Source organism: Streptococcus sp. HMSC062B01 (assembly GCF_001811085.1).
Taxonomy (GTDB): domain Bacteria; phylum Bacillota; class Bacilli; order Lactobacillales; family Streptococcaceae; genus Streptococcus; species Streptococcus gordonii.
Genome location: NZ_KZ672804.1, coordinates 13,338 through 40,004, shown reverse-complemented (window position 1 = coordinate 40,004; position 26,667 = coordinate 13,338). Strand labels below are relative to the sequence as shown.

The 26,667-nt window shown below is 42.0% G+C and carries 27 protein-coding genes and 3 pseudogenes; 22 read left to right on the top strand and 8 right to left on the bottom strand.

The window, feature by feature from the left end:
* Positions 1-8: 8 nt before the first annotated feature.
* Positions 9-1,010, bottom strand: a complete 1,002-nt coding sequence (locus HMPREF2780_RS08550; protein WP_105026507.1) for a LacI family DNA-binding transcriptional regulator — start codon at positions 1,008-1,010, stop codon at positions 9-11.
* A 165-nt stretch (positions 1,011-1,175) separates the two neighbouring features.
* On the opposite strand from HMPREF2780_RS08550, the gene HMPREF2780_RS08545 reads away from it, so the two are divergent.
* From HMPREF2780_RS08545 to HMPREF2780_RS08465, 17 genes are all read left to right on the top strand, one after another.
* Positions 1,176-1,832, top strand: a complete 657-nt coding sequence (locus HMPREF2780_RS08545; protein WP_105026506.1) for a hypothetical protein — start codon at positions 1,176-1,178, stop codon at positions 1,830-1,832.
* A gap of 450 nt (positions 1,833-2,282) precedes the next feature.
* Positions 2,283-3,851, top strand: a complete 1,569-nt coding sequence (locus HMPREF2780_RS08540; RefSeq protein WP_061585268.1) for a 2-isopropylmalate synthase — start codon at positions 2,283-2,285, stop codon at positions 3,849-3,851.
* Positions 3,852-3,863: 12 nt separating this feature from the next.
* The gene (gene leuB, locus HMPREF2780_RS08535; RefSeq protein ID WP_105026505.1) at positions 3,864-4,901 is read left to right on the top strand and encodes a 3-isopropylmalate dehydrogenase; all 1,038 of its coding nucleotides are present in this window, start codon (positions 3,864-3,866) and stop codon (positions 4,899-4,901) included.
* Positions 4,898-5,164, top strand: coding sequence for a DUF1294 domain-containing protein (locus HMPREF2780_RS08530; RefSeq protein WP_061585270.1), 267 nt, complete (start codon positions 4,898-4,900; stop codon positions 5,162-5,164). The genes leuB and HMPREF2780_RS08530 overlap by 4 nt, the downstream gene beginning before the upstream one ends.
* 1 nt (position 5,165) lies before the next feature.
* Complete coding sequence (gene leuC / locus HMPREF2780_RS08525) at positions 5,166-6,548, top strand: 3-isopropylmalate dehydratase large subunit (protein WP_070493771.1); 1,383 nt, start codon at positions 5,166-5,168, stop codon at positions 6,546-6,548.
* A 9-nt stretch (positions 6,549-6,557) separates the two neighbouring features.
* The gene (gene leuD / locus HMPREF2780_RS08520; RefSeq protein WP_002897735.1) at positions 6,558-7,148 is read left to right on the top strand and encodes a 3-isopropylmalate dehydratase small subunit; all 591 of its coding nucleotides are present in this window, start codon (positions 6,558-6,560) and stop codon (positions 7,146-7,148) included.
* A 99-nt stretch (positions 7,149-7,247) separates the two neighbouring features.
* Positions 7,248-8,027, top strand: a complete 780-nt coding sequence (locus tag HMPREF2780_RS08515; RefSeq protein ID WP_005590290.1) for an L-threonylcarbamoyladenylate synthase — start codon at positions 7,248-7,250, stop codon at positions 8,025-8,027.
* A 134-nt stretch (positions 8,028-8,161) separates the two neighbouring features.
* Positions 8,162-9,850 carry an AAA family ATPase gene (locus HMPREF2780_RS08510; RefSeq protein WP_105026504.1) on the top strand — a complete coding sequence of 563 codons (1,689 nt, stop codon included), beginning with the start codon at positions 8,162-8,164 and terminating at the stop codon, positions 9,848-9,850.
* Positions 9,813-11,117 (top strand): McrC family protein, encoded by a 1,305-nt coding sequence (locus tag HMPREF2780_RS08505; protein WP_105026503.1) that lies wholly within the window; start codon positions 9,813-9,815, stop codon positions 11,115-11,117. Before HMPREF2780_RS08510 ends, HMPREF2780_RS08505 begins: the two co-directional genes overlap by 38 nt.
* A 133-nt stretch (positions 11,118-11,250) precedes the next feature.
* Entirely contained in the window at positions 11,251-11,688 is a 438-nt protein-coding gene (locus HMPREF2780_RS08500) for a MarR family winged helix-turn-helix transcriptional regulator (protein WP_061586081.1), read from the top strand.
* A 3-nt stretch (positions 11,689-11,691) separates the two neighbouring features.
* A complete protein-coding gene (locus HMPREF2780_RS08495; protein ID WP_105026502.1) occupies positions 11,692-12,456 on the top strand; it encodes a nuclear transport factor 2 family protein in 765 nt (254 codons plus the stop codon).
* Positions 12,457-12,470: 14 nt separating this feature from the next.
* Positions 12,471-13,199, top strand: a complete 729-nt coding sequence (locus HMPREF2780_RS08490) for an ABC transporter ATP-binding protein (protein ID WP_105026501.1) — start codon at positions 12,471-12,473, stop codon at positions 13,197-13,199.
* On the top strand, positions 13,192-14,712 hold the full coding sequence (locus tag HMPREF2780_RS08485) for an ABC transporter permease/substrate-binding protein (RefSeq protein ID WP_105026500.1): 1,521 nt from the start codon (positions 13,192-13,194) through the stop codon (positions 14,710-14,712). Before HMPREF2780_RS08490 ends, HMPREF2780_RS08485 begins: the two co-directional genes overlap by 8 nt.
* Before the next feature lie 337 nt (positions 14,713-15,049).
* Positions 15,050-15,652, top strand: coding sequence for a hypothetical protein (locus tag HMPREF2780_RS08480; RefSeq protein ID WP_012000350.1), 603 nt, complete (start codon positions 15,050-15,052; stop codon positions 15,650-15,652).
* Positions 15,652-16,443 (top strand): energy-coupling factor transporter transmembrane component T, encoded by a 792-nt coding sequence (locus tag HMPREF2780_RS08475; RefSeq protein WP_172455862.1) that lies wholly within the window; start codon positions 15,652-15,654, stop codon positions 16,441-16,443. The genes HMPREF2780_RS08480 and HMPREF2780_RS08475 overlap by 1 nt, the downstream gene beginning before the upstream one ends.
* Positions 16,419-17,255 (top strand): ABC transporter ATP-binding protein, encoded by an 837-nt coding sequence (locus HMPREF2780_RS08470; protein ID WP_020901625.1) that lies wholly within the window; start codon positions 16,419-16,421, stop codon positions 17,253-17,255. The genes HMPREF2780_RS08475 and HMPREF2780_RS08470 overlap by 25 nt, the downstream gene beginning before the upstream one ends.
* Positions 17,242-18,042, top strand: coding sequence for an energy-coupling factor ABC transporter ATP-binding protein (locus HMPREF2780_RS08465; RefSeq protein ID WP_000103848.1), 801 nt, complete (start codon positions 17,242-17,244; stop codon positions 18,040-18,042). Before HMPREF2780_RS08470 ends, HMPREF2780_RS08465 begins: the two co-directional genes overlap by 14 nt.
* 224 nt (positions 18,043-18,266) lie before the next feature.
* Here the strand turns inward: HMPREF2780_RS08465 and HMPREF2780_RS11655 are convergent, their stop codons facing one another.
* The 4 genes and pseudogenes from HMPREF2780_RS11655 to HMPREF2780_RS11850 all read right to left on the bottom strand — a co-directional run bounded on the left by HMPREF2780_RS11655 (position 18,267) and on the right by HMPREF2780_RS11850 (position 19,601).
* On the bottom strand, positions 18,267-18,428 hold the full coding sequence (locus tag HMPREF2780_RS11655) for a hypothetical protein (protein WP_001062367.1): 162 nt from the start codon (positions 18,426-18,428) through the stop codon (positions 18,267-18,269).
* Complete coding sequence (locus tag HMPREF2780_RS08460; protein WP_061595774.1) at positions 18,416-18,643, bottom strand: hypothetical protein; 228 nt, start codon at positions 18,641-18,643, stop codon at positions 18,416-18,418. Before HMPREF2780_RS08460 ends, HMPREF2780_RS11655 begins: the two co-directional genes overlap by 13 nt.
* A 12-nt stretch (positions 18,644-18,655) precedes the next feature.
* Positions 18,656-18,913, bottom strand: a pseudogene (locus HMPREF2780_RS11880) (plasmid replication protein).
* A complete protein-coding gene (locus HMPREF2780_RS11850; protein ID WP_105026499.1) occupies positions 18,906-19,601 on the bottom strand; it encodes an IS6 family transposase in 696 nt (231 codons plus the stop codon). The pseudogene HMPREF2780_RS11880 and the gene HMPREF2780_RS11850 overlap by 8 nt, the downstream one beginning before the upstream one ends.
* A gap of 39 nt (positions 19,602-19,640) precedes the next feature.
* Between HMPREF2780_RS11850 and pnuC the strand changes: the two are divergent.
* A pseudogene (gene pnuC, locus HMPREF2780_RS08445) lies at positions 19,641-20,147 on the top strand (nicotinamide riboside transporter PnuC); the annotation flags it as partial.
* A 35-nt stretch (positions 20,148-20,182) separates the two neighbouring features.
* Here the strand turns inward: pnuC and HMPREF2780_RS11795 are convergent.
* Positions 20,183-20,515 carry a hypothetical protein gene (locus tag HMPREF2780_RS11795; RefSeq protein WP_045634974.1) on the bottom strand — a complete coding sequence of 111 codons (333 nt, stop codon included), beginning with the start codon at positions 20,513-20,515 and terminating at the stop codon, positions 20,183-20,185.
* 26 nt (positions 20,516-20,541) lie between these two features.
* A pseudogene (locus HMPREF2780_RS08435) lies at positions 20,542-21,096 on the bottom strand (TetR/AcrR family transcriptional regulator).
* Positions 21,097-21,228: 132 nt separating this feature from the next.
* On the opposite strand from HMPREF2780_RS08435, the gene HMPREF2780_RS08430 reads away from it, so the two are divergent.
* Positions 21,229-22,119 carry a cation diffusion facilitator family transporter gene (locus tag HMPREF2780_RS08430; RefSeq protein WP_105026498.1) on the top strand — a complete coding sequence of 297 codons (891 nt, stop codon included), beginning with the start codon at positions 21,229-21,231 and terminating at the stop codon, positions 22,117-22,119.
* Between the two features lie 33 nt (positions 22,120-22,152).
* Here the strand turns inward: HMPREF2780_RS08430 and galR are convergent, their stop codons facing one another.
* Positions 22,153-23,157, bottom strand: a complete 1,005-nt coding sequence (gene galR / locus HMPREF2780_RS08425) for a DNA-binding transcriptional regulator GalR (RefSeq protein WP_105026497.1) — start codon at positions 23,155-23,157, stop codon at positions 22,153-22,155.
* Positions 23,158-23,320: 163 nt separating this feature from the next.
* Between galR and HMPREF2780_RS08420 the strand changes: the two genes are divergently transcribed.
* From HMPREF2780_RS08420 to galT, 3 genes are read left to right on the top strand one after another with little or no spacing between them, the layout of a single operon-like run.
* Complete coding sequence (locus tag HMPREF2780_RS08420; RefSeq protein WP_105026496.1) at positions 23,321-24,499, top strand: galactokinase; 1,179 nt, start codon at positions 23,321-23,323, stop codon at positions 24,497-24,499.
* 11 nt (positions 24,500-24,510) lie between these two features.
* The gene (locus HMPREF2780_RS08415) at positions 24,511-25,170 is read left to right on the top strand and encodes an HAD family hydrolase (RefSeq protein ID WP_105026495.1); all 660 of its coding nucleotides are present in this window, start codon (positions 24,511-24,513) and stop codon (positions 25,168-25,170) included.
* Positions 25,167-26,648 (top strand): UDP-glucose--hexose-1-phosphate uridylyltransferase, encoded by a 1,482-nt coding sequence (galT, locus tag HMPREF2780_RS08410; protein ID WP_070493754.1) that lies wholly within the window; start codon positions 25,167-25,169, stop codon positions 26,646-26,648. The genes HMPREF2780_RS08415 and galT overlap by 4 nt, the downstream gene beginning before the upstream one ends.
* Positions 26,649-26,667 lie beyond the last annotated feature (19 nt).

The window sequence follows — 26,667 nt, the reverse complement described above, 5'->3', positions numbered from 1 at the left end:
TTTCTAATTTAAATGCTGCTTTCTCTAATAGTCAATCTTGTAGCTAATTTGACCATATAAGGAACTGAAGAACCATCTTTTTGGAAACTTTGCTCAAGAATCTGAATGGCTTGTTTTCCCATTTCTTCAGTAAAAACTGTCACAGTACTGAGTTTTGGATACATATATTTGGCTAGAGAAGTATCGTTAAAAGAAATCAAGCCAACTCTTTCTGGGACAGGGATTTTAGCTTCTTGCAAAGCACGCAAGGCGCCTGAGGCTAAGGCATCATTTGCTGCAAAGAAGGCTGGAGGTAGATTGTCACCAAGCTCCATAATGAACTCTTTCATTATTTTATATCCAGCTTCTGAAGAAAAACTCCCAATTTTGATCAAGTTGGGATCATATAGTGTGAGTTGTTTGAGATAGGATTGAAAAGTGTTGAGTCGAGGGTCAGATAGGAGTGTGCTTTTATCAGAAGAGGTTTCTTGGCCAGCAATCATACCAATTTTTTTTAGGCCACTGTTGATAAAGTAATCTATAACATTGATGACGGAGTTTTCAAAGTCGGTTGTGACGCAAGAATGACCAGATTTTAAGGTATCGCTATCGACAAAAACTAAGTTGTCACTGTAAGTTTCCAGTTCTTTTATCTTATCAGGACTAAACTTACCGATAGCAATGATTCCGTCAATATTTTCTAGTTGAGCCATAGAATCATTGTTGAAAATTCTAATGATCTCATAGCCTAATTCTTGAGCTCTTTTTTCAGCTCCTAAACGAATAGAGTAGTAGTAGAGATCATCTAATTCTTCTTGTTCTGTATACCATTCGATTATAGCAACTCTGTGAGAAGATTTAGAATGTTTATTTGTTCTCTTTGATTTTTTATAACCAAGCTGTTCAGCGATAGTAAAAATTTTGGTACGCGTTTCATCACTGACAGACATGGCTTGATCTTGGTTTAAAACTCGCGAAACAGTTGCAGATGAAACACCAGCAGCATGGGCAATATCTTTGATAGTAACCATACGATTCAATCCTTTTTCTTTACTATCCTTTCATTATACATCAAAAATTAGTAAATCACAAAGTAGAATTTAGTAAAACATCCCAGCATATTTGTCATAGTTATTAGTGGGCAGATTATAGTATGTGGTATAATAAAATAAAGCTTTGAATGAGGAGGATAAAAGATGAAAAGACATGGAATAACTTTTCTTGCATTAACAACTCTTTTATGTGGTTTGTTTTTTCTAACAGCCTGTAAGAAGGGACCACTAAGTCTTGACCAACAATTTGATGTTTATTCAAAGGCTAAACCAGTCTCCATTTCTGATGGAGAAACCTATTATCTTTGGGTTAAAGATAGTCAAGATAAGACAGTAGATAGCCTTAAGTATATGATTCCAAAAGAATGGGAACTAGATCTTGAGCAAAGTCTAAAACCTAATGAAGATGTAGCTTATACTGCTCAAGAAGATGGTCGTTATTTCTTAGTTCAAATTTATACTTTACGTATTCAAGGTAATCAGAAACTTTCTGAGAAAGCTCTAAAGCAAACAATGATGGATGACGGTCATCGTTTTTCTAAAGAAGGAAAGGTCACTATCGGAGATAAGGAGTGGCTGACAGGTTATGAGCGTTCTGAGCAAGCTAACAAGGCTTCAGCTATCTCTTTTTATCGTCTGGAAAAAGACTCGTCAGGAAATCCCATTATTTTAGTGGGAAATTTCCTATATCCAACCTATCCTGGAAAAGGAGAAGATGATGTAGATGCTTTGGTAGAGAGGGGAATTGGACACTTAAAGACTATTTTAAAGCAGTTGTCTAGTCAAGATCAATTTTCTTAATATTTAAGATTTGATCGAATCTTCCTTTTCCTAATAACAAAAAGACTTGGCTGGGTAGAAACAGAGTGCAGTATATTAAAAATTTTCAGAAAATATCGACTTTTTCTTGACAAGACAAAAATACTGTGTTAGAATTCTAAACAATAAGAAATCATCTCAAAAGGAGTTAGTCAAACATGAAGTCAAACCAATCTTCAAACTTTGCTTTGTTGTTGCGTTACTCGGGCTAGTGCAAAAGCATTAGTCCTGTTTGGCTTACCAAGCGGGAGTAAATCAACATCTCGCTTGTTCCTCAAGTGAGATGTTTTTTTATACCTACTCACCTCAATATTGATTTAGGTTTTTATGTCAGGCTAAAAGTACTAGTCTCTGAGGGATATTTTCCGCTGCTAGTTTACACTTTCTTGCCTTGATTATAAGAGCCCCTATATCTTAGAAAAGGAGTCGTTTATGACACGAAAAATTGAGTTTCTTGATACCAGCCTTCGGGATGGTGAGCAGACACCTGGAGTGAACTTTTCCGTTAAGGAAAAGGTTGCTATTGCTAAACAACTTGAAAAATGGGGAATTTCGGCCATCGAAGCTGGCTTCCCAGCTGCTAGTCCAGATTCATTTGAAGCAGTACGGGAAATCGCTAAAGCAATCACCAAAGCTTCGGTCACCGGCCTAGCGCGTTCGGTTAAGTCTGACATTGATGCCTGCTATGAGGCACTCAAGGATGCCAAGCACCCTCAGGTACATGTCTTCATTGCGACCAGTCCCATTCACAGAGAGTTCAAGCTGAAAAAGTCCAAGGAAGAGATTTTAGAAGCCATTAAGGAGCATGTTTCTTATGCTCGCTCTAAGTTTGAGATTGTCGAGTTTTCACCTGAGGATGCGACACGAACCGAGCTAGATTTTCTGCTTCAAGTTGTTCAGACAGCGGTTGATGCAGGTGCTAGCTACATCAATATTCCAGATACGGTTGGTTTTACTACACCTGAAGAGTTTGGCAATATCTTCAAGTATCTGATTGACAATGTCCAAACTGACCGTGAAATCATTTATAGTCCTCACTGCCATGATGATTTGGGAATGGCAGTAGCCAACAGCTTGTCTGCGATTAAATACGGTGCTAGGCGGGTGGAAGGAACGATCAACGGTATTGGTGAGCGTGCAGGTAACGCTGCGTTGGAAGAAGTAGCGGTTGCCTTAGAGATTCGTCAAGACTATTATCAAGTTGAGACGGATATCGTCCTTAATGAAACCATTAATACTTCTGAACTGGTGTCTCGTTTCTCAGGTATTCCAGTGCCTAAGAACAAGGCTGTCGTTGGTGGCAACGCCTTCTCTCATGAATCTGGTATCCATCAGGATGGCGTTCTTAAGAACCCACTAACCTATGAAATCATTACTCCTGAGCTAGTCGGTGTCAAGAGCAACTCACTCCCACTTGGTAAACTCTCTGGTCGTCATGCCTTTGTCGAAAAACTCAAAGAATTGGCTCTGGACTTTGCAGAATCTGAAATTAATAATCTCTTTGCTAAGTTTAAGGTTCTGGCTGATAAGAAAAATGAAGTCACAGATGCTGATATACGGGCTCTGATTGCTGGAACGACGGTTGAAAATCCAGAAGGATTCAGATTTGATGATCTGCAGTTAACAACCAATGATGACCAAACTATCACAGCTGATGTGCAGTTGGTTAATGGAGATGGTGAGACAGTCACTTGTGTGGCAGAAGGCAAGGGAAGTGTTGAAGCTATCTTTAATGCGATTGACCAATTCTTTAACCAGTCTGTTCAGCTTTTGTCTTATAACATCGAGGCAGTAACGGATGGTATCGACTCTCAGGCTCGTGTTTTGGTAGCTGTTGAAAATACGGATACTGATACGATCTTTAACTCTTCAGGTATTGACTTTGATGTTCTTAAGGCTAGTGCTATTGCTTATATCCATGCCAATACTTTTATTCAGAAGGAAAATGCAGGTGAAATCGGCCGTCGCGTTTCTTATCATGATTTACCCGCTAGTGAATAGGAAGGAGTACCTATGACAAAAAAAATCGTAGCTCTGGCAGGCGACGGTATTGGCCCAGAAATCATGGAAGCGGGCCTCCAAGTTCTAGCAGCTGTTGCGGACAAGTTTGGATTTACTTATCAAGTCACAGAGAAGGATTTTGGAGGTGCTGGTATTGATGCGGAAGATCATCCTCTGCCTCAGTCAACTCTAGAAGCGGCCAAGAAGGCGGATGCTATTCTCCTAGCAGCTATCGGTAGTCCCCAGTATGATAATGCCTCAGTTCGTCCGGAGCAAGGTTTGCTTGCTCTGCGCAAGGAGCTTGAGCTCTATGCTAATATCCGTCCAGTTAAGATTTTTGATGCCCTAAAGCATTTGTCGCCTTTGAAAGCTGAAAGGATCGCTGGTGTGGATTTCGTGGTTGTGCGCGAGTTGACTGGTGGGATTTACTTTGGCGAGCATATTTTGGAGGACAAATCTGCGCGGGATATCAACGACTACAGCTATGAAGAGGTGGAGCGGATTGTCCGTAAGGCCTTTGACATTGCGCGTGGTCGCAGAAAGCGCGTGACCAGCATTGACAAGCAAAATGTGCTAGCAACATCCAAACTCTGGCGCAGAGTAGCAGATGAGGTCGCTAAGGATTATCCAGATGTGACCTTGGAGCACCAGCTGGTGGATAGCGCTGCGATGCTTATGATTACCAATCCTGCTAAGTTTGATGTTGTGGTAACGGAAAATCTCTTTGGAGATATTCTATCCGATGAGTCCAGCGTCTTATCAGGAACGCTAGGAGTTATGCCATCTGCCAGTCATTCGGCTGATGGGCCAAGTCTTTATGAGCCCATTCATGGTTCGGCTCCAGATATTGCAGGGCAAGGCATTGCCAACCCTATCAGTATGATCCTTTCTGTAGCCATGATGTTGAGGGATAGTTTTGCAGAGCTCGAAGCTGCAGAAGCCATTGAAGCAGCGGTTGAAAAGACTTTGGCTCAAGGAATTTTAAGCCGAGATTTGGGAGGACAGGCGACAACAACTCAAATGACGGAATCGATTATTAACAACTTATGAAATGGATATTAACAGGTATTTGCCTGCTTTGGAACCTTATCGTTTTCCAGCTTTATGGCTGGGATAAGCGAAAGGCAAAGAAAAATCACTACCGCATTCCAGAGAAGACCTTGCTGCTGTCAGCTTTGGTAGCTGCGGGTTTGGGCGCTTTATTAGGCGGTCAACTCTTTCATCATAAGACTAGAAAATGGTATTTCTGGTTAACTTGGATTTGTGGAATAATAATAGAAATTGTAGTTTTATATTACATATGGAGAAGCTAGTATGGCTGGAAAATCGATTTTTGATAAGCTGTGGGAAAGGCACGTAATAACTGGTCAAGAAGGCCAGCCCCAGCTTATGTATGTGGATCAGCATTATATTCATGAAGTAACCAGCCCTCAGGCTTTTCAAGGACTTCGAGATGCAGGGCGCAAAGTTAGACGGCCGGATTTGACCTTTGGAACCTTTGACCATAATGTTCCTACGGTCAATATCTATGATATCAGGGATGTGATTTCCAAGGCTCAGATTGATAAGCTTTCTGAGAATGTCAAGGATTTTGGCATTGAGCATGCGGCTCACGGATCAGAATTGCAGGGGATTGTCCATATGGTTGGACCCGAAACGGGCAAGACCCAGCCAGGCAAATTCATCGTCTGCGGTGATAGTCACACGGCTACTCACGGAGCTTTTGGAGCTATTGCTTTTGGAATTGGTACTTCGGAGGTGGAGCACGTCTTTGCAACGCAGACCATTTGGCAAGTCAAGCCTAAGAAAATGTTGGTCAAATTTACCGGAGTGCCACCGAAAGGTGTTTATTCCAAGGACTTTATCCTCGCTCTGATTGCTCGATATGGTGTGGCTGCAGGTGTCGGTCATGTGGTCGAGTATGCAGGTGATGCGATTGACCATCTGACCATGGAAGAGCGCATGACCATTTGCAATATGTCTATTGAGTTTGGCTCCAAGATGGGCATTATGAATCCCGACCAGAAGACCTATGATTACGTTCAAGGTCGGCCCGGAGCTCCCAAGGACTTTGAGGCGGCGGTGGCTGATTGGAAGACTCTTGTCAGTGATCCTGATGCTGTCTATGATAAGGTCATTGAGATTGATGTTTCCACGCTTGCACCAATGGTGACTTGGGGAACCAATCCTTCTATGGGAGTAGAGTTCGGTGCTGCTTTCCCAGAAATACGTGACATGAACGACGAGCGAGCCTACAATTACATGGACCTCGCCCCGGGTAAGAAAGCAGAAGATATTGACCTAGGTTATATCTTTATCGGATCTTGTACCAATGCTAGACTCAGCGATTTGCAGCTGGCAGCTAAGTTTGTCGCTGGTAAGCACATTGCTCCCAATCTAACAGCTATCGTCGTACCAGGCTCTCGTCCGGTCAAGCGGGCTGCTGAAAAGATGGGACTGGATAAAATTTTCATGGATGCAGGCTTTGAGTGGCGCGATCCAGGTTGCTCTATGTGCTTGGGAATGAATCCAGATAAGGTGCCAGATGGAGTTCACTGTGCCTCTACAAGTAATCGGAACTTTGAGGATCGGCAAGGCTTTGGAGCTAAGACTCATCTTTGCAGTCCTGCCATGGCAGCAGCGGCAGCTATTGCCGGACGATTCGTAGACGTCCGTCAGCTACCGGAGATCCAGTAAGGAAGGTTTATGGAAAAATTTACAATCTATACAGGGACAACAGTCCCACTCATGAACGATAATATTGATACGGACCAAATTTTACCCAAGCAGTTTCTCAAGTTGATTGATAAAAAAGGCTTTGGAAAGTATCTCATGTACGCATGGCGCTATCTGGACAATCAGTACACGGAAGATCCTGATTTCGTCTTTAATAGACCAGAGTATCGCAAGGCGACTATTCTGATTACAGGGGACAATTTCGGAGCGGGTTCCTCTCGGGAACACGCTGCCTGGGCCTTGGCTGACTATGGCTTCAAGGTAGTCATTGCCGGATCTTTCGGGGATATTCACTACAACAATGAACTTAATAACGGCATGTTGCCTATCGTCCAGCCACTGGAAGTTCGGCAAGCTTTGGCGAATCTAAAGCCAACGGATCAAGTGACGGTGGATTTGGAGCAGCAGAAGATTTTTTCACCGGTGGGAGAATTCTCCTTTGACATTGATGGAGAATGGAAGCACAAGCTCCTCAACGGGTTGGATGATATCGGTATTACCCTGCAGTATGAGGATTTGATTGCAGAATATGAAAAAAATCGTCCATCTTATTGGCAGTAACCATATTTTTGATATATTCAGAAAATTCTAAATATATCTTGTCTCTGATAAGAATATATGGTAAAATAAATCTTAATTTAATAGAAAAGGAATAAACTTATGACAAAACACATTCAATGGAACGGAACTCTTTCACAAGAAGGTTATGACATTCTTAAAGGAGATGGGGGCTGTATCGTTTGTCCGACTAAGGTAGGTTACATCATTATGACCAGTGATAAGGCAGGTTTGGAGCGTAAGTTCGAAGCTAAGGCACGTAATCGTAATAAGCCTGGTGTTGTCCTCTGTGGCAGTATGGATGAGCTCCGTGCTTTGGCTCAGCTCAATCCGGAAATTGAGGCTTTTTATCAAAAGCATTGGGATGAAGATATCCTCTTGGGTTGTATTCTTCCATGGAAGCCAGAAGCTTTCGAAAAGCTCAAAGCCTATGGCGACGGTCGTGAAGAGCTGATGACAGATGTTCGTGGCACTAGCTGTTTTGTTATTAAGTTTGGTAAGGCAGGCGAGCAGCTGGCAGCCAAGCTTTGGGAAGAAGGCAAGATGGTCTATGCTTCCTCAGCCAACCCATCTGGTAAAGGGAACCGCGGCAAGGTCGAAGGAATTGGCGAGCGCATCGAAAACGCAGTTGACCTAGTCATTGAAGCAGATGACTATGTAGCCTCTATCCAGCCAGACAAGACCATTGAAACTCGCTATGAGCAAGGTGTTATGGTCTCAATGGTTGACAAGGATGGAAAACTGATTCCAGAACAAGGTGGCCAACGTTCCATCTCACCAGCACCAGTGGTCATCCGCAAAGGCTTGGACATTGACAAAATTATGATGCACCTGTCCGATACTTTCAACTCATGGGATTACCGTCAGGGTGAATATTACTAAGATAAAAAGAAGCTCAGTGCGAGAGGGAGATTTCCTCTTTACACTGGGCTTTTTGTTTGATTCCTTGTTTTGCTTCTTTAATAGTGTTATTATATAAAAAGGTATTATATGTTAATGTGAAAATGGAGGCATTTATGTCGAATATAAGAGTCTGGAAAATTTCAGTTGGCGGAACTACTAACATAAAATTGCATAAGAAAGCTTTTAAGGATAATGTTCTATATATCGGATTTGATAATATAGAAGAAAAAAATTATCCTTATAATGGGGAAGAAAGACCTAGAAAACAAGAGAATCAAGTAGCACTCCTCCAACATGGTGTCAGTATAGGAGATTTAGTAGTAGTTCCTAGGAAGAATCTACGGGCTTCTTTTTTGGCTAAAATAATTGGTCCTTATCAATATGTTGAAGATAGTGAGTTTGAAGGATTTCCAAGACGATTTGAAATCATACCGATTAGTAAATTTGGTGATTTCCAGTTAAATTCTCTTGGAACTAAGAAATGGGACAATACAACAGTATCTGCATTACCATATTCAAGTATTGATGAGTTATATGTGGATTTTAATATTGAAAAGGATGAGATTTCAGATGTTCAAAACGAGGAAAACGCATCAGAAAATATCAACGAGTATAAGAATATTTTACTTTCATCCAAAAACCTCATCCTTCGTGGTGCTCCTGGCACAGGAAAAACTTATCTTGCTAAAGAAATTGCTAAGGAGTTAACGGGTGGCAACGAAGACCAAATCGGATTTGTACAATTTCACCCATCCTATGATTATACGGATTTTGTAGAGGGGTTGAGACCTGTTTCTAATGATAATAGCCAGATAAGTTTTGAGTTACAAGATGGTATTTTTAAGAAATTTTGTCACAAAGCTAACGAAGCTCAAAAAACAGGAGGACAAGATAATTTTGATGAAGCTTGGAATGATTATCTTGAATATGTAAATAATAGAGATGAAAAAGAGCGTTTGACTGATTTTTCTTATCTTACTGTTAATAGCCGGAATAATTTTAATGTCAATTATGAGAGCAAAAGTCAAGGGACAGTTTTGACTAAGTCCTATGTCTATGAACTCTATAAAGATGAAAATTATTTAAAACAGACTTATTATCGTAGTCAGGGGAAAAAAGTTCTTGAAACGTTAAGAAAAAAATTTGGTCTAAAAGACTATATTTCTCCAACAGAAATTGATACAGACAAGAAATTCGTCTTCATCATTGATGAAATCAATCGTGGGGAGATTTCTAAGATTTTTGGTGAACTCTTTTTCTCTATTGACCCAGGTTATCGTGGTGAAATGGGGAGTGTTTCTACCCAGTATTCTAATTTACATGAAACTAATGAGAAGTTTTATATTCCTGAAAATGTCTACATCATCGGAACAATGAATGATATTGACCGCTCGGTAGATACCTTTGATTTTGCCATGCGCCGTCGTTTCCGTTTTGTAGAAATTACAGCTGAAAGTCAGCTTGGAATGCTTGATGAACCTCTTGGAGATGGAGCAGAAGAAGCGAAAATTCGTCTAAGAAACTTGAATGCTTCCATAGAAAAAGTAGAAGAGCTCAGTAGTCATTACCATGTTGGACCAAGTTATTTCCTTAAGTTGCAGGAAGTAGACTTTGACTATGAATTGCTCTGGTCTGATTATATTAAACCACTCCTAGAGGACTACTTGCGAGGTTCTTATGAAGAGGTTGAAACGTTGGAAACTTTGAAAAAGGCATTTGATAAGACAAGCAATGAGCAAACCAATCAGTCAATAACTGGTGACAATGAAAGCGATGGAAATGACGATACGGATAACAGATAATCAGCAACTTATAAAAAAAGAGGATTTTGTTGAAATCTATCCAAAAATTAGTCAGGTACTTTTAGATAGAACTTTAGAAAGCCTTTCTCAAGAGGATAGTATTTTCATTTTTCCAAATGACTTGAAAAATACTTCTGACTTGGACAAGGACCAGAAAATTTTTGAAACTGTAAATCAGAATATTAAGACAGGAAATGTGATTGGTTTTCTGGGTTACGGTCAGGAAAGATTAACGATTTCCTCTCGTTTTTCAAATGCTAATAACGACTATTTTTTACATTATCTCTTGCAGAAGGTCCTCAATATCAATCTCACTAATTTGGATGTTGGTTTATCTAGCGAAGATAAACTCTATCAACTATTGGTTTACCTCTTTCCAAAATATCTGCAAGTGGCTTTGAGAAAAGGGTTCTATAAGGAGTACCAGAGGTTTTTTCATAATGATAGCCATGTAAAGGGAGCGATTGATGTAGGAAATCATCTTAAGAAAAATGTTCCTTTTATGGGAAATATTTCCTACACTACTAGAGAGTTTACTTATGATAATCCATTGATGCAGCTGATTCGACACACCATTGAGTATATTAAGAATCAGAAAACAATTGGAAGTGGAGTGTTTGATGCTAATCGTGAAAATGTAACAGAAATTATCCGCGTGACTCCGTCTTATAAACTAGCTGATCGTGTTAAGATTATCAGACTAAATCAAACTAAACCTGTCCGTCATGCCTATTTTCGAGAATATAGAAAATTACAGGAACTCTGTTTGATGATTCTGAGTAAAGAAAAGCATGGTCTTGGGTCACAAACCCAAAGGGTGCATGGCATTCTCTTTGATGTTGCCTGGCTTTGGGAAGAGTATGTTTACACCTTGTTGCCAAAAGGATTTATCCATCCACGAAATAAAGAAAAGACAGATGGCATTTCTGTATTTAGCAGTCATGGTCGAAAAATTTATCCAGACTTTTATCATAAAGATTTAAAAATCGTACTAGATGCCAAATATAAAAAACTAGAATTTACTGAAAAAGGAATCAATCGTGAGGATTTATATCAACTGATTTCCTATGCATACATTTTAGAAGCTAAAACAGCCGGTCTTATTTTCCCAAGCGTGGAGAAGTTTGTTGATAATGACATAGGTAAATTAGCAGGTTACGGGGCATTCTTGAAAAAGTGGTCCATTCTTATCCCTCAAGAAGCTGAAAATTATGACCATTTTGTTCAACAGATACATCAATCGGAAACAATAAATTTTAGATTTTAAAGCAGGTTGAACCTGCTTTTTTCTATACATATTTTTAAGTTGTATCAAAATAGAACAAAATTCTTGACAGATGTAATATCTGGTGTTACAATAATTAAAAATCGATTCGATATAGAAATAAATTGGAGGAAGTATGAAAGACAGTCATTTAGTAGCCTATCATATTCGTTTGTTGAATGGGCGAATTTTTCAAAAGTTACTGAATCAGGATCCTGAAGCCCTTTATCGAAGTGAGCAGGGCAAGATTCTCACAGTTTTATGGAATAGTGAAACGGGCTGCGCGACGGCGACAGATATTGCGCTGGAGACAGGACTAGCCAATAATACGCTGACGACTATGCTGAAAAAGTTGGAAGAACAGGGTTTGGTGAGCTTTAGTCAGTGTGGTTTAGACAAGCGAAAAAAATATGTAAAGTTGACAGAGCGGGGTTGGTCTCAGAAAGAAGTGGGCCATCGTATCAGTCAAAAATTGGATGCTATTTTTTATAAAGGCTTCTCAGAGGAAGAAATTCGTCAGTTTGAAAGTTATCAGGAACGCATTTTAGCAAATTTGAAAGAAAAAGAGGCATAAATCATGTCAAAACAAGTTGAAAATGCCCAAAATCTATATATTCATGCTATTCAAGACGGACGAGTTGCTGAGGCTCAAGCTCAGTCTGTAGGGGATACTTATATCCAACATTCGACAGGTGTGCCAGATGGGAAAGAAGGGTTTGCGGCTTTTTTTGCAAATTTCTTTGAGCGTTATCCCGAGCGTGAGATGAAGATTGTTCGCACCATTGAGGATGGCAATCTGGTCTTCGTTCATGTCCATCAATATCTCAATGGCGGGGAAGCTCAATGGGTGACAACGGATACTTTCCGTGCGGATGGGAATGGCCGTATCGTGGAGCATTGGGATGTTATTGACTACTATCGTGCTCCGGAAAATGGACAGTTAGACCAGATCTTTGGAGATTTTGAAGTCACGGATTTAGACAAGACAGCAGAAAATAAAAAATTGGTTCGCCGTTTCTTGACAGAAATTTTCCAAAATGGGGAACTGGAGCAGTGGAGTGATTATGTGGCGGACGATTTGATTCAGCATAATCATGAGATTGGCCAAAGAAGTGATGCTTATAAAAACTATGTGGCTGAACATGGTATTGCTTTCGACTTTGTTTTCCAGCTTTTGGGACAAGGAAACTATGTGGTTAGCTATGGCCAGACTCATATTGACGGAGTTGCCTATGCCCAGTACGATATCTTCCGTTTGGAGAACGGCTTGATTGTGGAGCATTGGGACAATAAGGAAGTCATTCCTAAGGTAGAAGACTTGACGAACCGAGGAAAATTTTAAATTGAGGACAAACAATGATTGAATATAAAAATGTAGCGCTACGCTATACAGAAAAAGATGTCTTGAGAGATGTTAATTTACGGATCGAGAATGGGGAGTTCATGGTTTTAGTTGGGCCTTCTGGGTCCGGTAAGACGACCATGATTAAGATGATTAACCGTCTCTTGGAACCAACTGATGGAAATATCTATATGGATGGTAAACGCATCAAAGACTATGATGAGCGTGAGCTGCGCCTTTCTACTGGTTATGTTTTACAGGCTATTGCTCTGTTCCCCAATCTAACGGTTGCTGAAAATATTGCTCTCATTCCTGAAATGAAAGGATGGAGCAAGGCAGATATTGAGCAGAAGACCGATGAATTGCTGGAGTTAGTAGGCTTGCCTGCTGAAGAGTATGCTCAGCGTATGCCGAGTGAGCTGTCTGGTGGTGAGCAGCAACGGGTGGGTATTGTCCGTGCCATTATCGCTCAACCCAAAATCCTACTGATGGATGAGCCTTTTTCAGCTCTTGATGCTATCTCGCGTAAGCAATTGCAGGGCTTGACCAAGAGTATCCATGACCAGTTTGGAATGACGACAATCTTTGTGACCCATGATACGGATGAGGCTTTAAAATTGGCGGACCGTATTGCTGTCTTGCAGGATGGAGAGATTCGTCAGGTGGCGAATCCTGAGACGATTTTAAAGGCGCCTGCAACGGACTTTGTAGCAGACTTGTTTGGAGGTAGTGTTCATGACTAATTTGATATCAACTTTTCAGGATCGTTTTGGTGATTGGGTAACTGCTCTATCTCAACATTTGAAGTTGTCTCTTTTGACCTTATTACTAGCTATTTTTATTGCTATTCCCTTGGCTGTTTATCTTCGCTATCATGAGAAGTTGGCGGACTGGGTCTTGCAGATTGCAGGGATTTTCCAGACCATTCCGTCTCTAGCCTTGTTGGGACTCTTTATCCCCTTGATGGGAATTGGAACCTTGCCTGCTTTGACGGCTCTAGTGATTTATGCGATTTTCCCGATTTTGCAAAATACCATCACTGGGCTAAAGGGAATTGATCCAAGTCTACAAGAGGCTGGGATTGCCTTTGGGATGACCAGATGGGAGCGTCTCAAGAAGTTTGAAATTCCACTTGCCATGCCTGTCATAATGTCTGGGATTCGGACGGCAGCGGTTTTGATTATCGGCACGGCAACCTTGGCTGCCTTGATTGGGGCAGGGGGACTGGGTTCCTTTATCCTTTTGGGAATTGACCGCAATAATACCAGTCTGATTTTGATTGGGGCACTTTCTTCTGCAGTGCTTGCTATTGCCTTTAACTTCCTACTAAAAGTGATGGAAAAAGCAAAATTGCGGACGATTTTCTCTGGTTTTGCCTTGGTGACCATATTGCTCGGTCTGTCTTATAGTCCAGCACTCTTAGCTCAAAAAGAGAAAGAAAACTTGGTGATTGCTGGAAAATTGGGACCAGAACCCGAAATTTTGGCCAATATGTATAAGTTGCTGATTGAAGAAAATACCAGTATGACTGCGACTGTTAAACCGAATTTTGGGAAAACAAGCTTCCTCTATGAAGCTCTGAAAAAAGGTGATATTGATATCTATCCTGAATTTACTGGTACGGTGACTGAAAGTTTGCTTCAACCAGCACCTAAAGTAGGTCATGAACCAGATCAGGTTTATCAAGTGGCGCGTGATGGAATTGCCAAACAGGATCATCTGGCCTATCTCAAACCCATGTCTTATCAAAATACCTATGCTGTAGCTGTTCCGAAAAAGATTGCTCAAGAATATGGCTTGAAGAGTATTTCGGACTTGAAAAAAGTGGAAGGGCAGCTGAAGGCAGGCTTTACACTTGAGTTTAACGACCGTGAAGATGGAAATAAGGGCTTGCAATCAATGTATGGTCTCAATCTCAATGTAGTAACCATGGAGCCAGCCCTTCGCTATCAGGCGATTCAGTCAGGGGATATTCAAATCACGGACGCCTATTCGACCGATGCAGAGTTGGCGCGTTATGATTTACAGGTCTTGGAAGATGATAAGCAACTCTTCCCACCATATCAAGGGGCTCCTCTGATGAAAGAAGCTCTTCTCAAGAAACATCCAGAGTTGGAAACGGTTCTTAATAAATTGGCTGGTAAGATTACAGAAAGCCAGATGAGCCAGCTTAACTATCAAGTCGGTGTCGAAGGCAAGCCAGCAGAACAAGTAGCCAAGGAATTTTTGCAAGAACAAGGTTTCTTGAAGAAATAGCTTGAAAATGCTGAACTCAACTTCCTTAAACGACTATATAGAAGAATGCTCAGATATTTTTGTCTGGGCTTTTTTGATGTTAGAGTTACTGAAGGTCACTTAAAATGGAAAGGAAGAGAAAATTTTCAGGATTTTCTAAAATTTTACTGTAAAGACACTTGACTATTCAGAGAATAGGTGTATAATGTGTTGTGAACTACTTAACAAATAAAGATTTCCAGCTCATGTCGACTAAGGATGGAAATCTTGTGTATAGACAGTTCAGTAGATATATAATAGAGCGTTGCGTCCGAAAGTCTATCCAGACACGGCTCTTTAAAAACAAAAGGAGAAGATTATGAAAACAGAACCGATTCATCGTACCAGTATGTGGAAATTTAAGTTAAGTGCTGCCACCATGACTTTGATTCCCGCTGCCGTGGGGATTAACTATGTTGCCAAAGCCTTGGCGGAGGGGTTAAAGTTGCCCGTTTGGCTGGGGTCTTTGGGAACCTTTCTTGCCAGCATGTTGGCTGGGCCGGTTGCCGGTGCCATTAGTGGTTTCATCAACAACGTGATCTATGGGCTGACCTTATCGCCAATTTCAACCGTGTATGCGATTACCAGCATCGGAATTGGGATTGCTGTCGGAGTTTTGCACGCCAATGGGTGGTTCTCGTCAGCGCGACGAGTATTTGTTTCTGCTATTATTATTGCCATCGTTTCAGCTGTCATTTCAACGCCACTCAACGTCATCTTTTGGGGTGGTCAGACCGGTATCGCTTGGGGTGACTCATTGTTTGCGGTAATGGTCGCCAATCATGCACCAGTGTGGCTGGCCTCATTTACCGATGAGTTTGTCTTGGATATTTTGGATAAAGTCTGCGTGGCCTACCTGGCATTCTTCATCTATCGTCAGCTGCCGAAGCGGATGGTGCACTTCTTTAGCGATGATAAATGATGACTGATAAAACAATGATTTCTGGAGCGCCACGGGTCAAGCTCAAGTGGTACCAGGTGATCGATCCGATTACTAAGCTCTTGTTCATCTTGGACATGACGTTGTTGAGCTTTGCCAGTATGAATTTATTGCTTCAGGCCGGATTAATTCTTGTCGCAACACTGCTATTGTTATTTTCCAAATTGAGTTCTACCACCTTTAAGGCGCTGGGATTCAGCCTGTTTCTGATTTGCACCATGCTGATCATCCAAGGGTTATTTTACAGTCGGAATCAAACTGTGCTGTTTTCTGTGCTTGGGGTGTCGTTCTACAAAGAAGGCCTGATTTACGCCACCACTCTGGGTTGTCGAGTATTGGTGATTATTTTGACCAGTGGCTTTTTTATGGTGACCACGAGTATTTCAGAAAACGCGGCCTATTTGGAACTGTCCGGATTGTCTTATAAAACCGTCTACGTTCTGATGTCGGTGTGTTATATTTTGCCGGAAATGATGCGCAATATGCGGAAAATCCAGCAGGCACAAAAAGTTCGCGGAACCAATCCGCAAAAAACGTTGATTCAGAAATTAAAGTCAGTCCTGCCGGTTCTAATTCCATTGGTGATTAAGACCTTAGATCAATCGATGACGCGGTCGATTTCTCTCCAACTGAGAGGTTTTGATAATCTCAACCGGACTGTCAGAACCTCCCAGCGCGTGTATCGCCTGTCGCGGACGCTGCACATTGGTCTGACTGGATTGGCAATTTTATTGATTGGGTGGAAGATATGGACGAAGATAAACGGATTGTAATTGAAAATTTGACCACCCGTTATCCGGGTACTGAGCAACCACAACTGCGTCAGATTAACGCGGAGGTTCATACCGGCCAGGTGGTTGGGATTATCGGGAATAGCCACTCCGGCAAATCGACTTTGTGCCGTGTGCTGGCAGGGGTCATTCCCAAAATTGTGTCTGCTGAGATTGAGGGCGATTGGCACATGTTTGGCCAGCGAGTGTCTGACAATTGGCCCGTTTATAATGCCATGAATGGAGTTGTACTGCAAAATCCAGCTGGCCAACTAAGCGGGTTGGCAGACACGGTTGCCGATGAAATCGCCTTTGACTTGATTAATCAGGGAATGGCTGAAGGACTGATTCAAAAACGGGTTGAAGAAGTTGCCACGCAAATGGGGCTGATTGAACAGCTGAATTTGCGTCCCGAGAGCCTTTCCGGTGGTCAGATCCAGCGGTTGGCAATTGCCACGGCGATTGTGGCTAATCCGGCTGTTTTGATTATGGATGATCCGACCAGTGAGATGGATCCCCTTGGCCGCCGGCAATTTTTCCAATGGCTGGCCCAAGTCAAAGAGACGACTGTCTTCATTGTCACCAGTGAAATTGACGATTTGTGCGAAGTCGCCGACGTTGTGTGGGTGCTGCACGAGGGTCAAATGGTAGCCCAGGGCAGGCCGGGTGAGGTGTTTAATCATTTGGTAGCTGACTGGCAGATTCCAGCCCCGACAATCCAGCAACTTGCTCAAAAAATGGATTGGCACTTGGCTGATGGCCGGTATCCGGTGAATTACGCTGATCTGAAGGAGGTTCGTTATGTCCACAATTGAACTGAGCCACCTGACGTTCACTTATCCGGAACGGTCCTTTAGCTTGGATGTTGAAGACAAACACTTCGCCGATCCGATGGTGGCGATTGTCGGCCAAAATGGTGCCGGCAAATCAACGCTCTTCAAATTGTTGACGGGTTTGCTGACACCACAAACCGGTGTGATTAAGATCGATGGAGAAAATTTTAATGATCTTAAACCAGTCGAAAAGTTACTGAAGGTTGGGATTACTTTTCAGAATCCTGACGATCAGCTTTTCAACCCGACCGTTCAACGAGAGGTGGAGTGGAATGTCGCGCAGGTCATGGATGACCACGACACGATTACGAGGCGGGCTTTAGCGGCTCTAAAAAGAGTTGGCTTGGATGATAAAACAGCTGAAAGTCCATATGACCTGTCATTGTCGGAACGCAAGCTGTTGAGCGTTGCCACAGTTTTGGCAGTGGATCCGGCGATTTATTTATTTGATGAGCCGATGATGTCGCTTGATTGGGAAAGCCGGCGCAAGTTGACCGCAATTTTCCATCAGTTGGCTGATTCGGGCCACCAAGTTGTGACCATCACCCATGACATGGATTGGGTCGCCGCCGAGTTTGAGTCGGTGTATGTTATGGAACACGGGAAGTTTGGCTTCGCCGGCAGTCCACGGGAATTGTTCAGCAATCACGAACTTGTCCAGCGAGTGGGATTACTACCACCGCGGATTATGGACATAGCGGAGTCGCTGGGTGATTCACAGACATATTTATCGGTTAATGATTATTGCCAGAAAAATCGAGATGTATAGAAAAAGTCACCTCTGCGGGTTTTCCAGGTTGAAGGATTAACTTCAGCTTCTGGCAAGAACTCACATGGGTGACTTTTGTGTTTAATAACGTTTCATGATCATCGGGTGCTTCCTCAGATCACTCGGTTTGATTTTACTTTGTTTCATGGTCATAATCATATACCATTTCTTTTGGATTTTTTGTTTGACTAATACAAAATAGGTCTTCATAGGTCTTCGCATTTTTAGCGCCCATTAGGATCATCAGTATAATTTTCTGAATTAGGAGACTGTCCCATCACTATTCGAACTTCGTCTCCCAACTTACGCTGTTCCCATTCATCCGTGAATCCTTTAAATCGCAATTCTGGAACTTTCTTTTTAACTGAATCATCTATTTTCGCCATAGTCCCCACCATTTTATTGGTTTTTCTTGTTCTTCTATCCTTTTTTGATCTTTGATTTTTTCTTGTAAATTTTTCAACTTCTCTTTAAGAGCGTTCACTTCATCTTTATATTGATTGTCTAAGTGTTTGAATTCTGTTTCCTGTGAGGGCATTTTGAGGGCTTTTAAGTTATCATTTTCCGCCTTGTATTCTTCTAGCAACTTTTTATCTTGCAAGGCTAATTGTTGTTACTGGTCTAACAAATTAGTTAGTTTTTCTATTTGTTGGTCTTTGCTACTTATTTGTTGGTCTTTGGTATTTGATTTGCTACTACTTTCTAATTTACCTAAAATTATTTTTTCTGCTTTAGAATTTATTAGATTAGACCCATTGGAACTTTTAAGCTGTAATTCTTTTGGTAACCTTTGGTAGTGATATTAAATATTTTGTTTTGTAACACTCAACTCATCCGCCAGCTCTTTGATCGTTTTTAAGTCTTCACTCATGGTTTAAGTCTTGCCTTTTAACCGTTGGTAGATATTGTTCAATGGCTTTTTTGAGGTAGCGTGCGATATTATGCTTAGAATATTCTTCACGTCTGCTGGCAACATAAGACAAGTGGTCTTTAACACTATTTAGCCCTCTTAATTTTTTCAGTTCGTCATAGAGGGGGTAAACATGGACTTGCAATCCTGCCATGATTTTTGTATCTTGCATTTCAAACGGACTTAGCAACATATTTTCTAGCAATAGCGTGGTGTACTTGCTTTTCATTGCTTCAATAGCTAGCTTATCTTCGGTTTCTGCTTTGCGTGCTTTATCTTCTTGATAGGCGGTATCTTCTAACTTATAGCTGTTATCGTCTGCTCGACGTTTCTTTCGTAACCAGATATCCAATGTTAAACCGTCCGCATCAATCGCTCGATAGAGATAATGCCAACGCCCCTTAATTTTGATATAGGTTTCATCCATTTTCCACGAATAGAAGGACTGTTTATTTTTCTTTTTCCAGAGATGATAGAGGATTTTACTGTATTCTTGAACCCACCGATAAATCGTAGTGTGACAAACATTTATTCCACGGTCATAAAGCAATTCATGAACTTCACGATAGCTCAGATTGTAACGTAGGTAATAACCAACAGCGACAATGATGACGTCTTGTTGGAATTGTTTGCCTTTAAAATGATTCATCTCTCAAGCCTTACTAACCTTTTTTCTGCTCTTTGAGAAGCTGAAGGTCGTGCTAGTAACTACCTATTTGGTTTGATTAATTCCATCATTTATCTGGTGCTTGCCCTTCAAAAAGGCTTCTATGGTGAGGTGCTGACGACACTCTACTTTACGGCCATGCAGCCAATTGGACTTCTAGTGTGGATCTACCAAGCACAGTTCAAGAAAGAAAAGCAGGAGTTTGTCGCGCGTAAACTGGACGGCAAGGGTTGGACCAAGTATCTTTCCATTAGTGTTCTTTGGTGGTTGGTATTTGGGTTCATTTATCAGTCTATCGGAGCCAATCGTCCTTATCGCGATTCCATCACCGATGCGACCAATAGGGTTGGGCAAATCCTCATGACAGCTGTTTACCGTGAACAATGGATATTCTGGGCAGCTACCAATGTCTTTTCTATCTATCTCTGGTGGGGAGAAAGCCTGCAAATTCAAGGAAAATACCTGATTTACTTGATCAATAGTCTAGTTGGGTGGTATCAGTGGAGCAAGGCAGCAAAGAGTGCTTAAAAAAGTAAAAAAGGATCAGATGATCCTTTTTTGTGTTAGAGCAAAATGAATAATACCGTAATGATAATAGCGCTCGTTATACGAACGATGTGGTGCGAGATATGTTGACTTTCTTTCTGTTGGCCGTTCCAGTAGGCTCCATAGCAGACGATACTCGAGCCCACAATCCATATAAGAATGGTTGCAAGCGGAACGAAGTAAAAGATAGCTAGAGCCAGAGAGGTGATGCAGCTGCCGACCAAAATGCATTTATTTCCTAGACAGTAGTTTTTTTGTTTTATGGCTGAAAAAGCAGCAGCAAGGTGAAGCAATGAGAAGGCGAGAGCTAGTACAATTGTTAGTATTCCTAGAATCATCGAAGTTAACATAGTTGGTTCCTTTCTGAGTTACAGGATTAGTTATCAAGTGGAGTTGTAGAGGTCATCTCCATTACATCAAGGTAAAATCTCACCACTTGGTCTTCGGTATAAGATTTTCCTTTTTTTAGCCACCAAGTTAGGGTCTCGATAAAGTTCGTCACAACAAAATGTTGAAGGTAGGAGGCCGGAATGTTTGGATAGGCCTCTTGCAAGTCACCCGCTACCATGGGATAAACGTGGTGTTCGAGTTCCTTGTGTAGTTGGCGGAGGAAGTAGTCGTTTTTGGAAAAAAGAAGACTGGTGACATGGTCCTAGTTTTTTTGAAAATGTAAAAAGATATGTGCGAGGTAGTCCTCGGTAGTAAAGTGTCCTTCCCTTTCAAAGAGATGATGAAAGAGGTAGCGACAGAGCTCATCTAAAAGGAGTTCCTTACTTTCATAGTGACAGTAAAAAGTAGAACGTCCAACATCTGCTAGGTCAATGATATCCTGGACAGTAGTGGCATCATAGCCCTTATCGTTCAAAAGTTGTAAAAAAGTTTGATAGATGGCTTTTTTAGTCTTACTGACTCGACGATCTCTTTTTGACATATAGACACTTGAGACAAACTGTTCAGAACTGAACAGGGCTGACAGTTTGCTTCTATCCTTTCTTTGAATTTTATTAGATAATACAAATGAAAGAAGTATGTATATACCCATTATACCAAAGGAGGGAGAGAAATGAGTTCTAAAACATCTATCTGGTTAGCTTTTTTCTTAAATTTAAGCTATGCGATTGTTGAGTTTATCGCAGGAGGAATCTTTGGTTCGAGTGCAGTTCTTGCTGATTCTGTTCATGACTTGGGAGATGCTATGGCCATTGGTATCTCAGCCCTTTTAGAAACGATCTCCAATCGTGAAGAAGATAGGCAGTACACCTTGGGTTATAATCGTTTTAGTCTTTTAGAGGCCATGCTAACGGCTGTGATTCTTATGATAGGGTCTGTCCTAGTGATCTTGGAAAATGTCACAAAGATCGTTCACCCTCAACCCGTTAATGAAAATGGTATCCTATGGCTGGGAATCATTGCAGTGGCTATTAATGTGCTAGCTAGTCTAGTAGTCCGTAAAGGAAAGACAAAGAACGAGTCAATTCTTAGCTTGCATTTTTTGGAAGACACTCTTGGTTGGTTGGCCGTCATCCTAATGGCGATTATCCTCCGATTTACAGATTGGTATATCCTCGATCCGCTTTTATCGCTGGTTATTTCTATCTTTATTCTGTCGAAAGCCATTCCTCGCTTTTGGAGCGCACTGAAGATTTTCCTAGATGCTGTGCCAGAAGGAGTCGAGACAAGTGATTTGGAGAAGGATTTAGAGGCTCTACCCAATGTCAACAGTGTCAATCAACTTAGCATTTGGTCCATGGACGGTCTGGAGAATAATGCTATTGTTCACATTTGTATCAAGGACTGGGAGCAGATGATTGAGACCAAAGAAGTGGTGCGTCAATGTTTAGAAGAAAGAGGCGTGCAGAATATCACTATTGAAGTGGACAGCAGTCAAAGCAATCATGCGCAACATAGGCGGAGGGTGAGAACCATAGAGCAGAAGCATGGGCATCATCATTAGAAAAACGATCTCGCTAGAGGTCGTTTTGTTATCCTATTCATTCCTCGTACTTTCTCTCAAAGTCAGTCTGGTTCCCAGCATGGTTAGGCTAGGTATTTTGCGACCGTGGAGAACTTCCTTGTTAAGAATATCCATACCTGCTCGGCCCATTTCTTCGGTATAGACGGTAATGCTAGAAAGAGGAGGATAGACCTGCTTGGTCAGGCTAGTGTCGTTAAAAGAAATGAGGCTGACGCGGTCTGGTAGGCTGGTTCCAGCTTCTTGGAGAGCACGAAGGGCACCGATGGCTAAACTATCGCTGGCAGCGAAAAAGGCTGGTGGGAGTTGTTCTCCTAGCTTGTGAATGGCCTCCTTCATCAAGTCATAGCCAGATTGGGCAGTAAAGCTCCCCTGAAAGACCAGTTCTCCATGGTAGATTCCATTTGCTTGGGTAATGTCTTTGAAATTTTCTAGTCGCTTATCCTGGATGATTTCTTCCTGGTCGGTTGTTTCTTCAAGACCTGTGAGAATTCCGATACGGTTCATACCTTGGCTGAGGAAATGGTCTACAACTTGTTTCACAGCAGTGTAAAAGTCCGTAATAATACAGGTGTGTCCCAACGAGAGGGTATCACTGTCTATAAAGACTAAAGGTTTTTGGTATTCTTCAAAGACAGAGATCTGTGATCGACTGAACTTTCCAATACAGAGTATCCCGATTACTTCCTCGCTCAGTGTAAAAGGATGGTCGTTAAAATAGCGCAAGATATCATAGTCCAACTCTTGGGCTCTTTTTTCAATACCGAGACGAATCTGGTAGTAGTAGAGGTCGTCCAACTCCCCTTGTTCGCTGACCCATTGGATAATGGCAATTTTTTGCTTGGGCTTATGGGATTCGCCTGTCTTGAGGTGCTTGGTATAGCCCAGTTCTTCAGCGACAGTTAAAATACGGTGTCTGGTTTCTTCTGTAACAGATAGACTCTGGTCGCGATTGAGGACACGAGATACGGTCGCGATAGAGACAGAGGCTAGCTGTGCGATGTCTTTTAAGGTAGCCATAAATTCTCCTCCTTTTAGGTTAGTATATCATATTTTTCTGCTTTTTACTGATAGTTTAGTAAAAGTTCAGTAAAAAGGATTGACCTTGGTAAATCCCTTAGATACAATAGAAGAAAACGATTACACGTTAAGATGACTTAACGACAGTCAAAGGAGAATTCATATGACACAAGATCTTACTACTGAAGCCCTTCGCAAAGACTTTCTTGCCGTTTTTGGTCAAGAAGCAGACCAAACTTTCTTTTCACCAGGTCGTATCAATCTGATTGGTGAACACACAGACTACAACGGTGGGCACGTTTTTCCGGCGGCTATTTCTTTGGGGACTTATGGGGCGGCTCGCAAGCGTGACGACCAAGTCTTGCGTTTTTACTCAGCCAACTTTGAGGACAAGGGCATTATAGAAGTTCCTCTAGCTGACCTCAAATTTGAAAAAGAGCACAGCTGGACCAACTATCCAAAAGGGGTTCTTCATTTCTTGCAAGAAGCTGGACACGTGATTGACAAAGGGTTTGATTTTTATGTTTATGGGAATATCCCAAATGGAGCTGGCTTGTCATCATCAGCATCTTTGGAACTCTTGACTGGTGTTGTGGCAGAGCATCTCTTTGATTTAAAACTAGACCGTTTGGATTTGGTTAAAATCGGAAAACAAACAGAAAACAACTTTATTGGAGTCAACTCTGGTATCATGGACCAGTTTGCCATCGGTATGGGTGCAGACCAACGTGCTATTTACCTAGATACCAACACTCTAGAATACGACTTGGTGCCGCTTGATTTGAAAGACAATGTCGTTGTCATCATGAACACCAACAAACGCCGTGAACTGGCGGACTCTAAATACAATGAACGCCGTGCTGAGTGCGAAAAAGCTGTTGAAGAACTGAACCGTAAGCTATCTATCGCAACCTTGGGTGAGTTGGACGAGTGGTCCTTTGACGAGTATAGCTATCTAATAGAGGACGAAAATCGTCTCAAACGGGCTCGCCATGCTGTTTTGGAAAATCAGCGCACTTTGCAAGCGAGGGCCGCTTTGCAGGCAGGTGATCTTGAAAAGTTTGGCCGTCTCATGAATGCGTCTCATGTTTCATTGGAGCATGACTATGAAGTGACTGGTCTAGAGCTGGACACCTTGGTTCACACGGCCTGGGAGCAAGAAGTTGTTCTGGGGGCTCGTATGACCGGAGCTGGCTTCGGTGGTTGCGCCATTGCTTTAGTTGCTAAGGATGCGGTGGATTCTTTCAAAGAAGCAGTTGGCAAACGCTATGAGGAAGTAGTTGGATACGCTCCAAGCTTCTATATCGCTGAAGTTGCATCGGGGACACGAGTTTTAGACTAGGAGAGAAGTAAATGGACGCTGTAATATTTGATTTAGATGGCTTATTAGCTGATACTGAGATCATTTCTCTAAAAGTTTATCAAGAATTGCTTAAAGATTTTGGAATTCCTTTCACAGAAGAAACATATTCTAGAGAATACAGTGGACATAGGGAAGAGGAGAATGTTCAACGATTTTTAGATACCTATGATTTACCTTGGAACTTTGACCAAACCTTGGAAAAAGTTTATGAACTGGAAGCTCGAATATTAGCCAAAGGTGTAAATTTAAAAAAAGGTGCTAAAAATTTGCTTGCTTTTTTGAAAAGAGAAGGTATTCCAATCGCTCTAGCAACTTCAAGTGTTGAATCTAGAGCTAGAATAATTTTGGATAGTAATGGTATACTGTCCCTATTTGACCATCTAGTTTTTGCAAAAGATGTAAAGCGAAGCAAACCTTACCCTGATATATTTTTAAAGGCCTGTAGTGATTTGAATGTTTTACCAGAGAATTGCTTAGTATTAGAGGATAGTGAAGCAGGGATTGAAGCAGCGTATAGAGCTGGGATACCAGTTGTTTATATTCCAGACTTAAAAATGCCAGCACAGTCTTTCTTAAATAAAACAGAACAAGTTTTTCAAGATTTAGATGCTGTCAGAGACTATTTAGAAAGTAGGAAGGAGAATCAATGAGTCAGGGAGTTCTAGATGCATTTATCACAGAAGTCATTGCAGAAAGTACCTTTGAGGAAATAGATCGAATCTACCTGATCAATCGTGTTCTGGCACGAGTGGGAGAAGGTGTTTTGGAAGTTGAGACTGATCTGGATAAATTGATTGACCTCAAGGACCAGCTGGTTGAGGAGGCAGTTAGATTAGAGACGATTGAGGATAGACAGACTGCGCGTGAAATCCTTGGTGCTGAGCTCATGGACTTGATTACACCTGCCCCTAGCCAGCTCAATCGGGACTTCTGGACGACTTATGCCTCCAATCCCGAGCAAGCTGTGGCTGATTTTTACCAGCTTAGTCAAAAGAACGATTATATCAAGGTCAAGGCTATTGCTAAAAACATTGCTTTCAAAGCACCAACTTCCTATGGGAATTTGGAAATCACCATCAATCTCTCTAAGCCAGAAAAGGATCCTAAGGAAATTGCGGCAGCTAAAAAGTCTAAGAATAGTAACTATCCAGCCTGCCAACTCTGCATGGAAAACGAAGGCTACCAGGGTCGCTTGGATCACCCAGCCCGCGCCAATCATCGGATTATCCGCTTTGACTTGGCTGGACAGGAGTGGGGCTTTCAGTATTCGCCCTATGCCTATTTTAATGAGCATTGCATCTTTCTGCACAGCCAGCACCTTCCTATGGCGATTAGCCGGCTGACCTTTGAGCGCTTGTTGGACATCGTTGAGACCTTTCCAGGCTATTTCGCTGGCTCAAATGCCGACCTGCCTATTGTTGGCGGCTCTATCCTGACTCACGACCACTATCAGGGCGGACGTCATACCTTCCCTATGGAAATAGCAGAGCTGGATTGCAGCTTTACTTTTAGAGGATTTGAAGAAGTAGAGGCAGGTATAGTCAAGTGGCCCATGTCCGTCATTCGGCTGAAATCTGAGAAGAAGGAACAGTTGATTGAGTTGGCTGACAAGATCTTGCAAGCTTGGCGGACTTATTCTGACCCAAGTGTGCAGGTGTTGGCAGAGTCTGAGGGTGAGCCTCACCATACCATCACACCGATTGCCCGCAGGAAAGATGGATCTTTTGAGCTAGACTTGGTCTTGCGGGACAATCAAACGTCGCCAGAACACCCAGACGGCATTTACCATCCTCATAGGGATGTGCAGCATATTAAGAAAGAAAATATCGGTCTGATTGAGGTGATGGGGCTGGCTATTCTGCCGCCTCGGCTCAAGGAAGAACTCAAACAGGTAGAACTTTTCCTACTAGGAGAAAACTGTCAGGTTGCTGCCTATCATCAGGAGTGGGCCAATCAACTCAAAGACCAGAATCCAGATGTTACCGCTGAGACGGTGGAAGGAGTAGTTCAGGCATCGGTTGGGCAAATTTTCAGCCGTGTATTGGAGGATGCTGGAGTTTATAAGCGAACAGAGGAAGGGCAGGAGGCTTTCATGCGCTTCGTCCAATCCGTTGGCATCCAGCCTTAGGAAATGTGTTATAATGAAT

Excerpts from the sequence above, each read along its gene's own strand:
- HMPREF2780_RS08415 (WP_105026495.1), top strand. The coding sequence starts at position 24,511 with ATGGACGCTGTAATATTTGATTTAGATGGCTTATTAGCTGATACTGAG.
- leuD (WP_002897735.1), top strand. The coding sequence starts at position 6,558 with ATGGAAAAATTTACAATCTATACAGGGACAACAGTCCCACTCATGAAC.
- HMPREF2780_RS08545 (WP_105026506.1), top strand. The coding sequence starts at position 1,176 with ATGAAAAGACATGGAATAACTTTTCTTGCATTAACAACTCTTTTATGT.
- HMPREF2780_RS11850 (WP_105026499.1), bottom strand. The coding sequence starts at position 19,601 with ATGAATCATTTTAAAGGCAAACAATTCCAACAAGACGTCATCATTGTC.
- HMPREF2780_RS08495 (WP_105026502.1), top strand. The coding sequence starts at position 11,692 with ATGTCAAAACAAGTTGAAAATGCCCAAAATCTATATATTCATGCTATT.
- galR (WP_105026497.1), bottom strand. The coding sequence starts at position 23,157 with ATGGCTACCTTAAAAGACATCGCACAGCTAGCCTCTGTCTCTATCGCG.
- HMPREF2780_RS08480 (WP_012000350.1), top strand. The coding sequence starts at position 15,050 with ATGAAAACAGAACCGATTCATCGTACCAGTATGTGGAAATTTAAGTTA.
- HMPREF2780_RS08530 (WP_061585270.1), top strand. The coding sequence starts at position 4,898 with ATGAAATGGATATTAACAGGTATTTGCCTGCTTTGGAACCTTATCGTT.
- HMPREF2780_RS08490 (WP_105026501.1), top strand. The coding sequence starts at position 12,471 with ATGATTGAATATAAAAATGTAGCGCTACGCTATACAGAAAAAGATGTC.
- HMPREF2780_RS08465 (WP_000103848.1), top strand. The coding sequence starts at position 17,242 with ATGTCCACAATTGAACTGAGCCACCTGACGTTCACTTATCCGGAACGG.
- HMPREF2780_RS08470 (WP_020901625.1), top strand. The coding sequence starts at position 16,419 with ATGGACGAAGATAAACGGATTGTAATTGAAAATTTGACCACCCGTTAT.
- leuC (WP_070493771.1), top strand. The coding sequence starts at position 5,166 with ATGGCTGGAAAATCGATTTTTGATAAGCTGTGGGAAAGGCACGTAATA.
- HMPREF2780_RS08420 (WP_105026496.1), top strand. The coding sequence starts at position 23,321 with ATGACACAAGATCTTACTACTGAAGCCCTTCGCAAAGACTTTCTTGCC.
- galT (WP_070493754.1), top strand. The coding sequence starts at position 25,167 with ATGAGTCAGGGAGTTCTAGATGCATTTATCACAGAAGTCATTGCAGAA.
- HMPREF2780_RS08515 (WP_005590290.1), top strand. The coding sequence starts at position 7,248 with ATGACAAAACACATTCAATGGAACGGAACTCTTTCACAAGAAGGTTAT.
- leuB (WP_105026505.1), top strand. The coding sequence starts at position 3,864 with ATGACAAAAAAAATCGTAGCTCTGGCAGGCGACGGTATTGGCCCAGAA.
- HMPREF2780_RS08430 (WP_105026498.1), top strand. The coding sequence starts at position 21,229 with ATGAGTTCTAAAACATCTATCTGGTTAGCTTTTTTCTTAAATTTAAGC.
- HMPREF2780_RS08540 (WP_061585268.1), top strand. The coding sequence starts at position 2,283 with ATGACACGAAAAATTGAGTTTCTTGATACCAGCCTTCGGGATGGTGAG.
- HMPREF2780_RS08510 (WP_105026504.1), top strand. The coding sequence starts at position 8,162 with ATGTCGAATATAAGAGTCTGGAAAATTTCAGTTGGCGGAACTACTAAC.
- HMPREF2780_RS08485 (WP_105026500.1), top strand. The coding sequence starts at position 13,192 with ATGACTAATTTGATATCAACTTTTCAGGATCGTTTTGGTGATTGGGTA.
- HMPREF2780_RS08475 (WP_172455862.1), top strand. The coding sequence starts at position 15,652 with ATGACTGATAAAACAATGATTTCTGGAGCGCCACGGGTCAAGCTCAAG.
- HMPREF2780_RS08500 (WP_061586081.1), top strand. The coding sequence starts at position 11,251 with ATGAAAGACAGTCATTTAGTAGCCTATCATATTCGTTTGTTGAATGGG.
- HMPREF2780_RS11655 (WP_001062367.1), bottom strand. The coding sequence starts at position 18,428 with ATGGCGAAAATAGATGATTCAGTTAAAAAGAAAGTTCCAGAATTGCGA.
- HMPREF2780_RS08550 (WP_105026507.1), bottom strand. The coding sequence starts at position 1,010 with ATGGTTACTATCAAAGATATTGCCCATGCTGCTGGTGTTTCATCTGCA.
- HMPREF2780_RS11795 (WP_045634974.1), bottom strand. The coding sequence starts at position 20,515 with ATGTTAACTTCGATGATTCTAGGAATACTAACAATTGTACTAGCTCTC.
- HMPREF2780_RS08505 (WP_105026503.1), top strand. The coding sequence starts at position 9,813 with ATGAAAGCGATGGAAATGACGATACGGATAACAGATAATCAGCAACTT.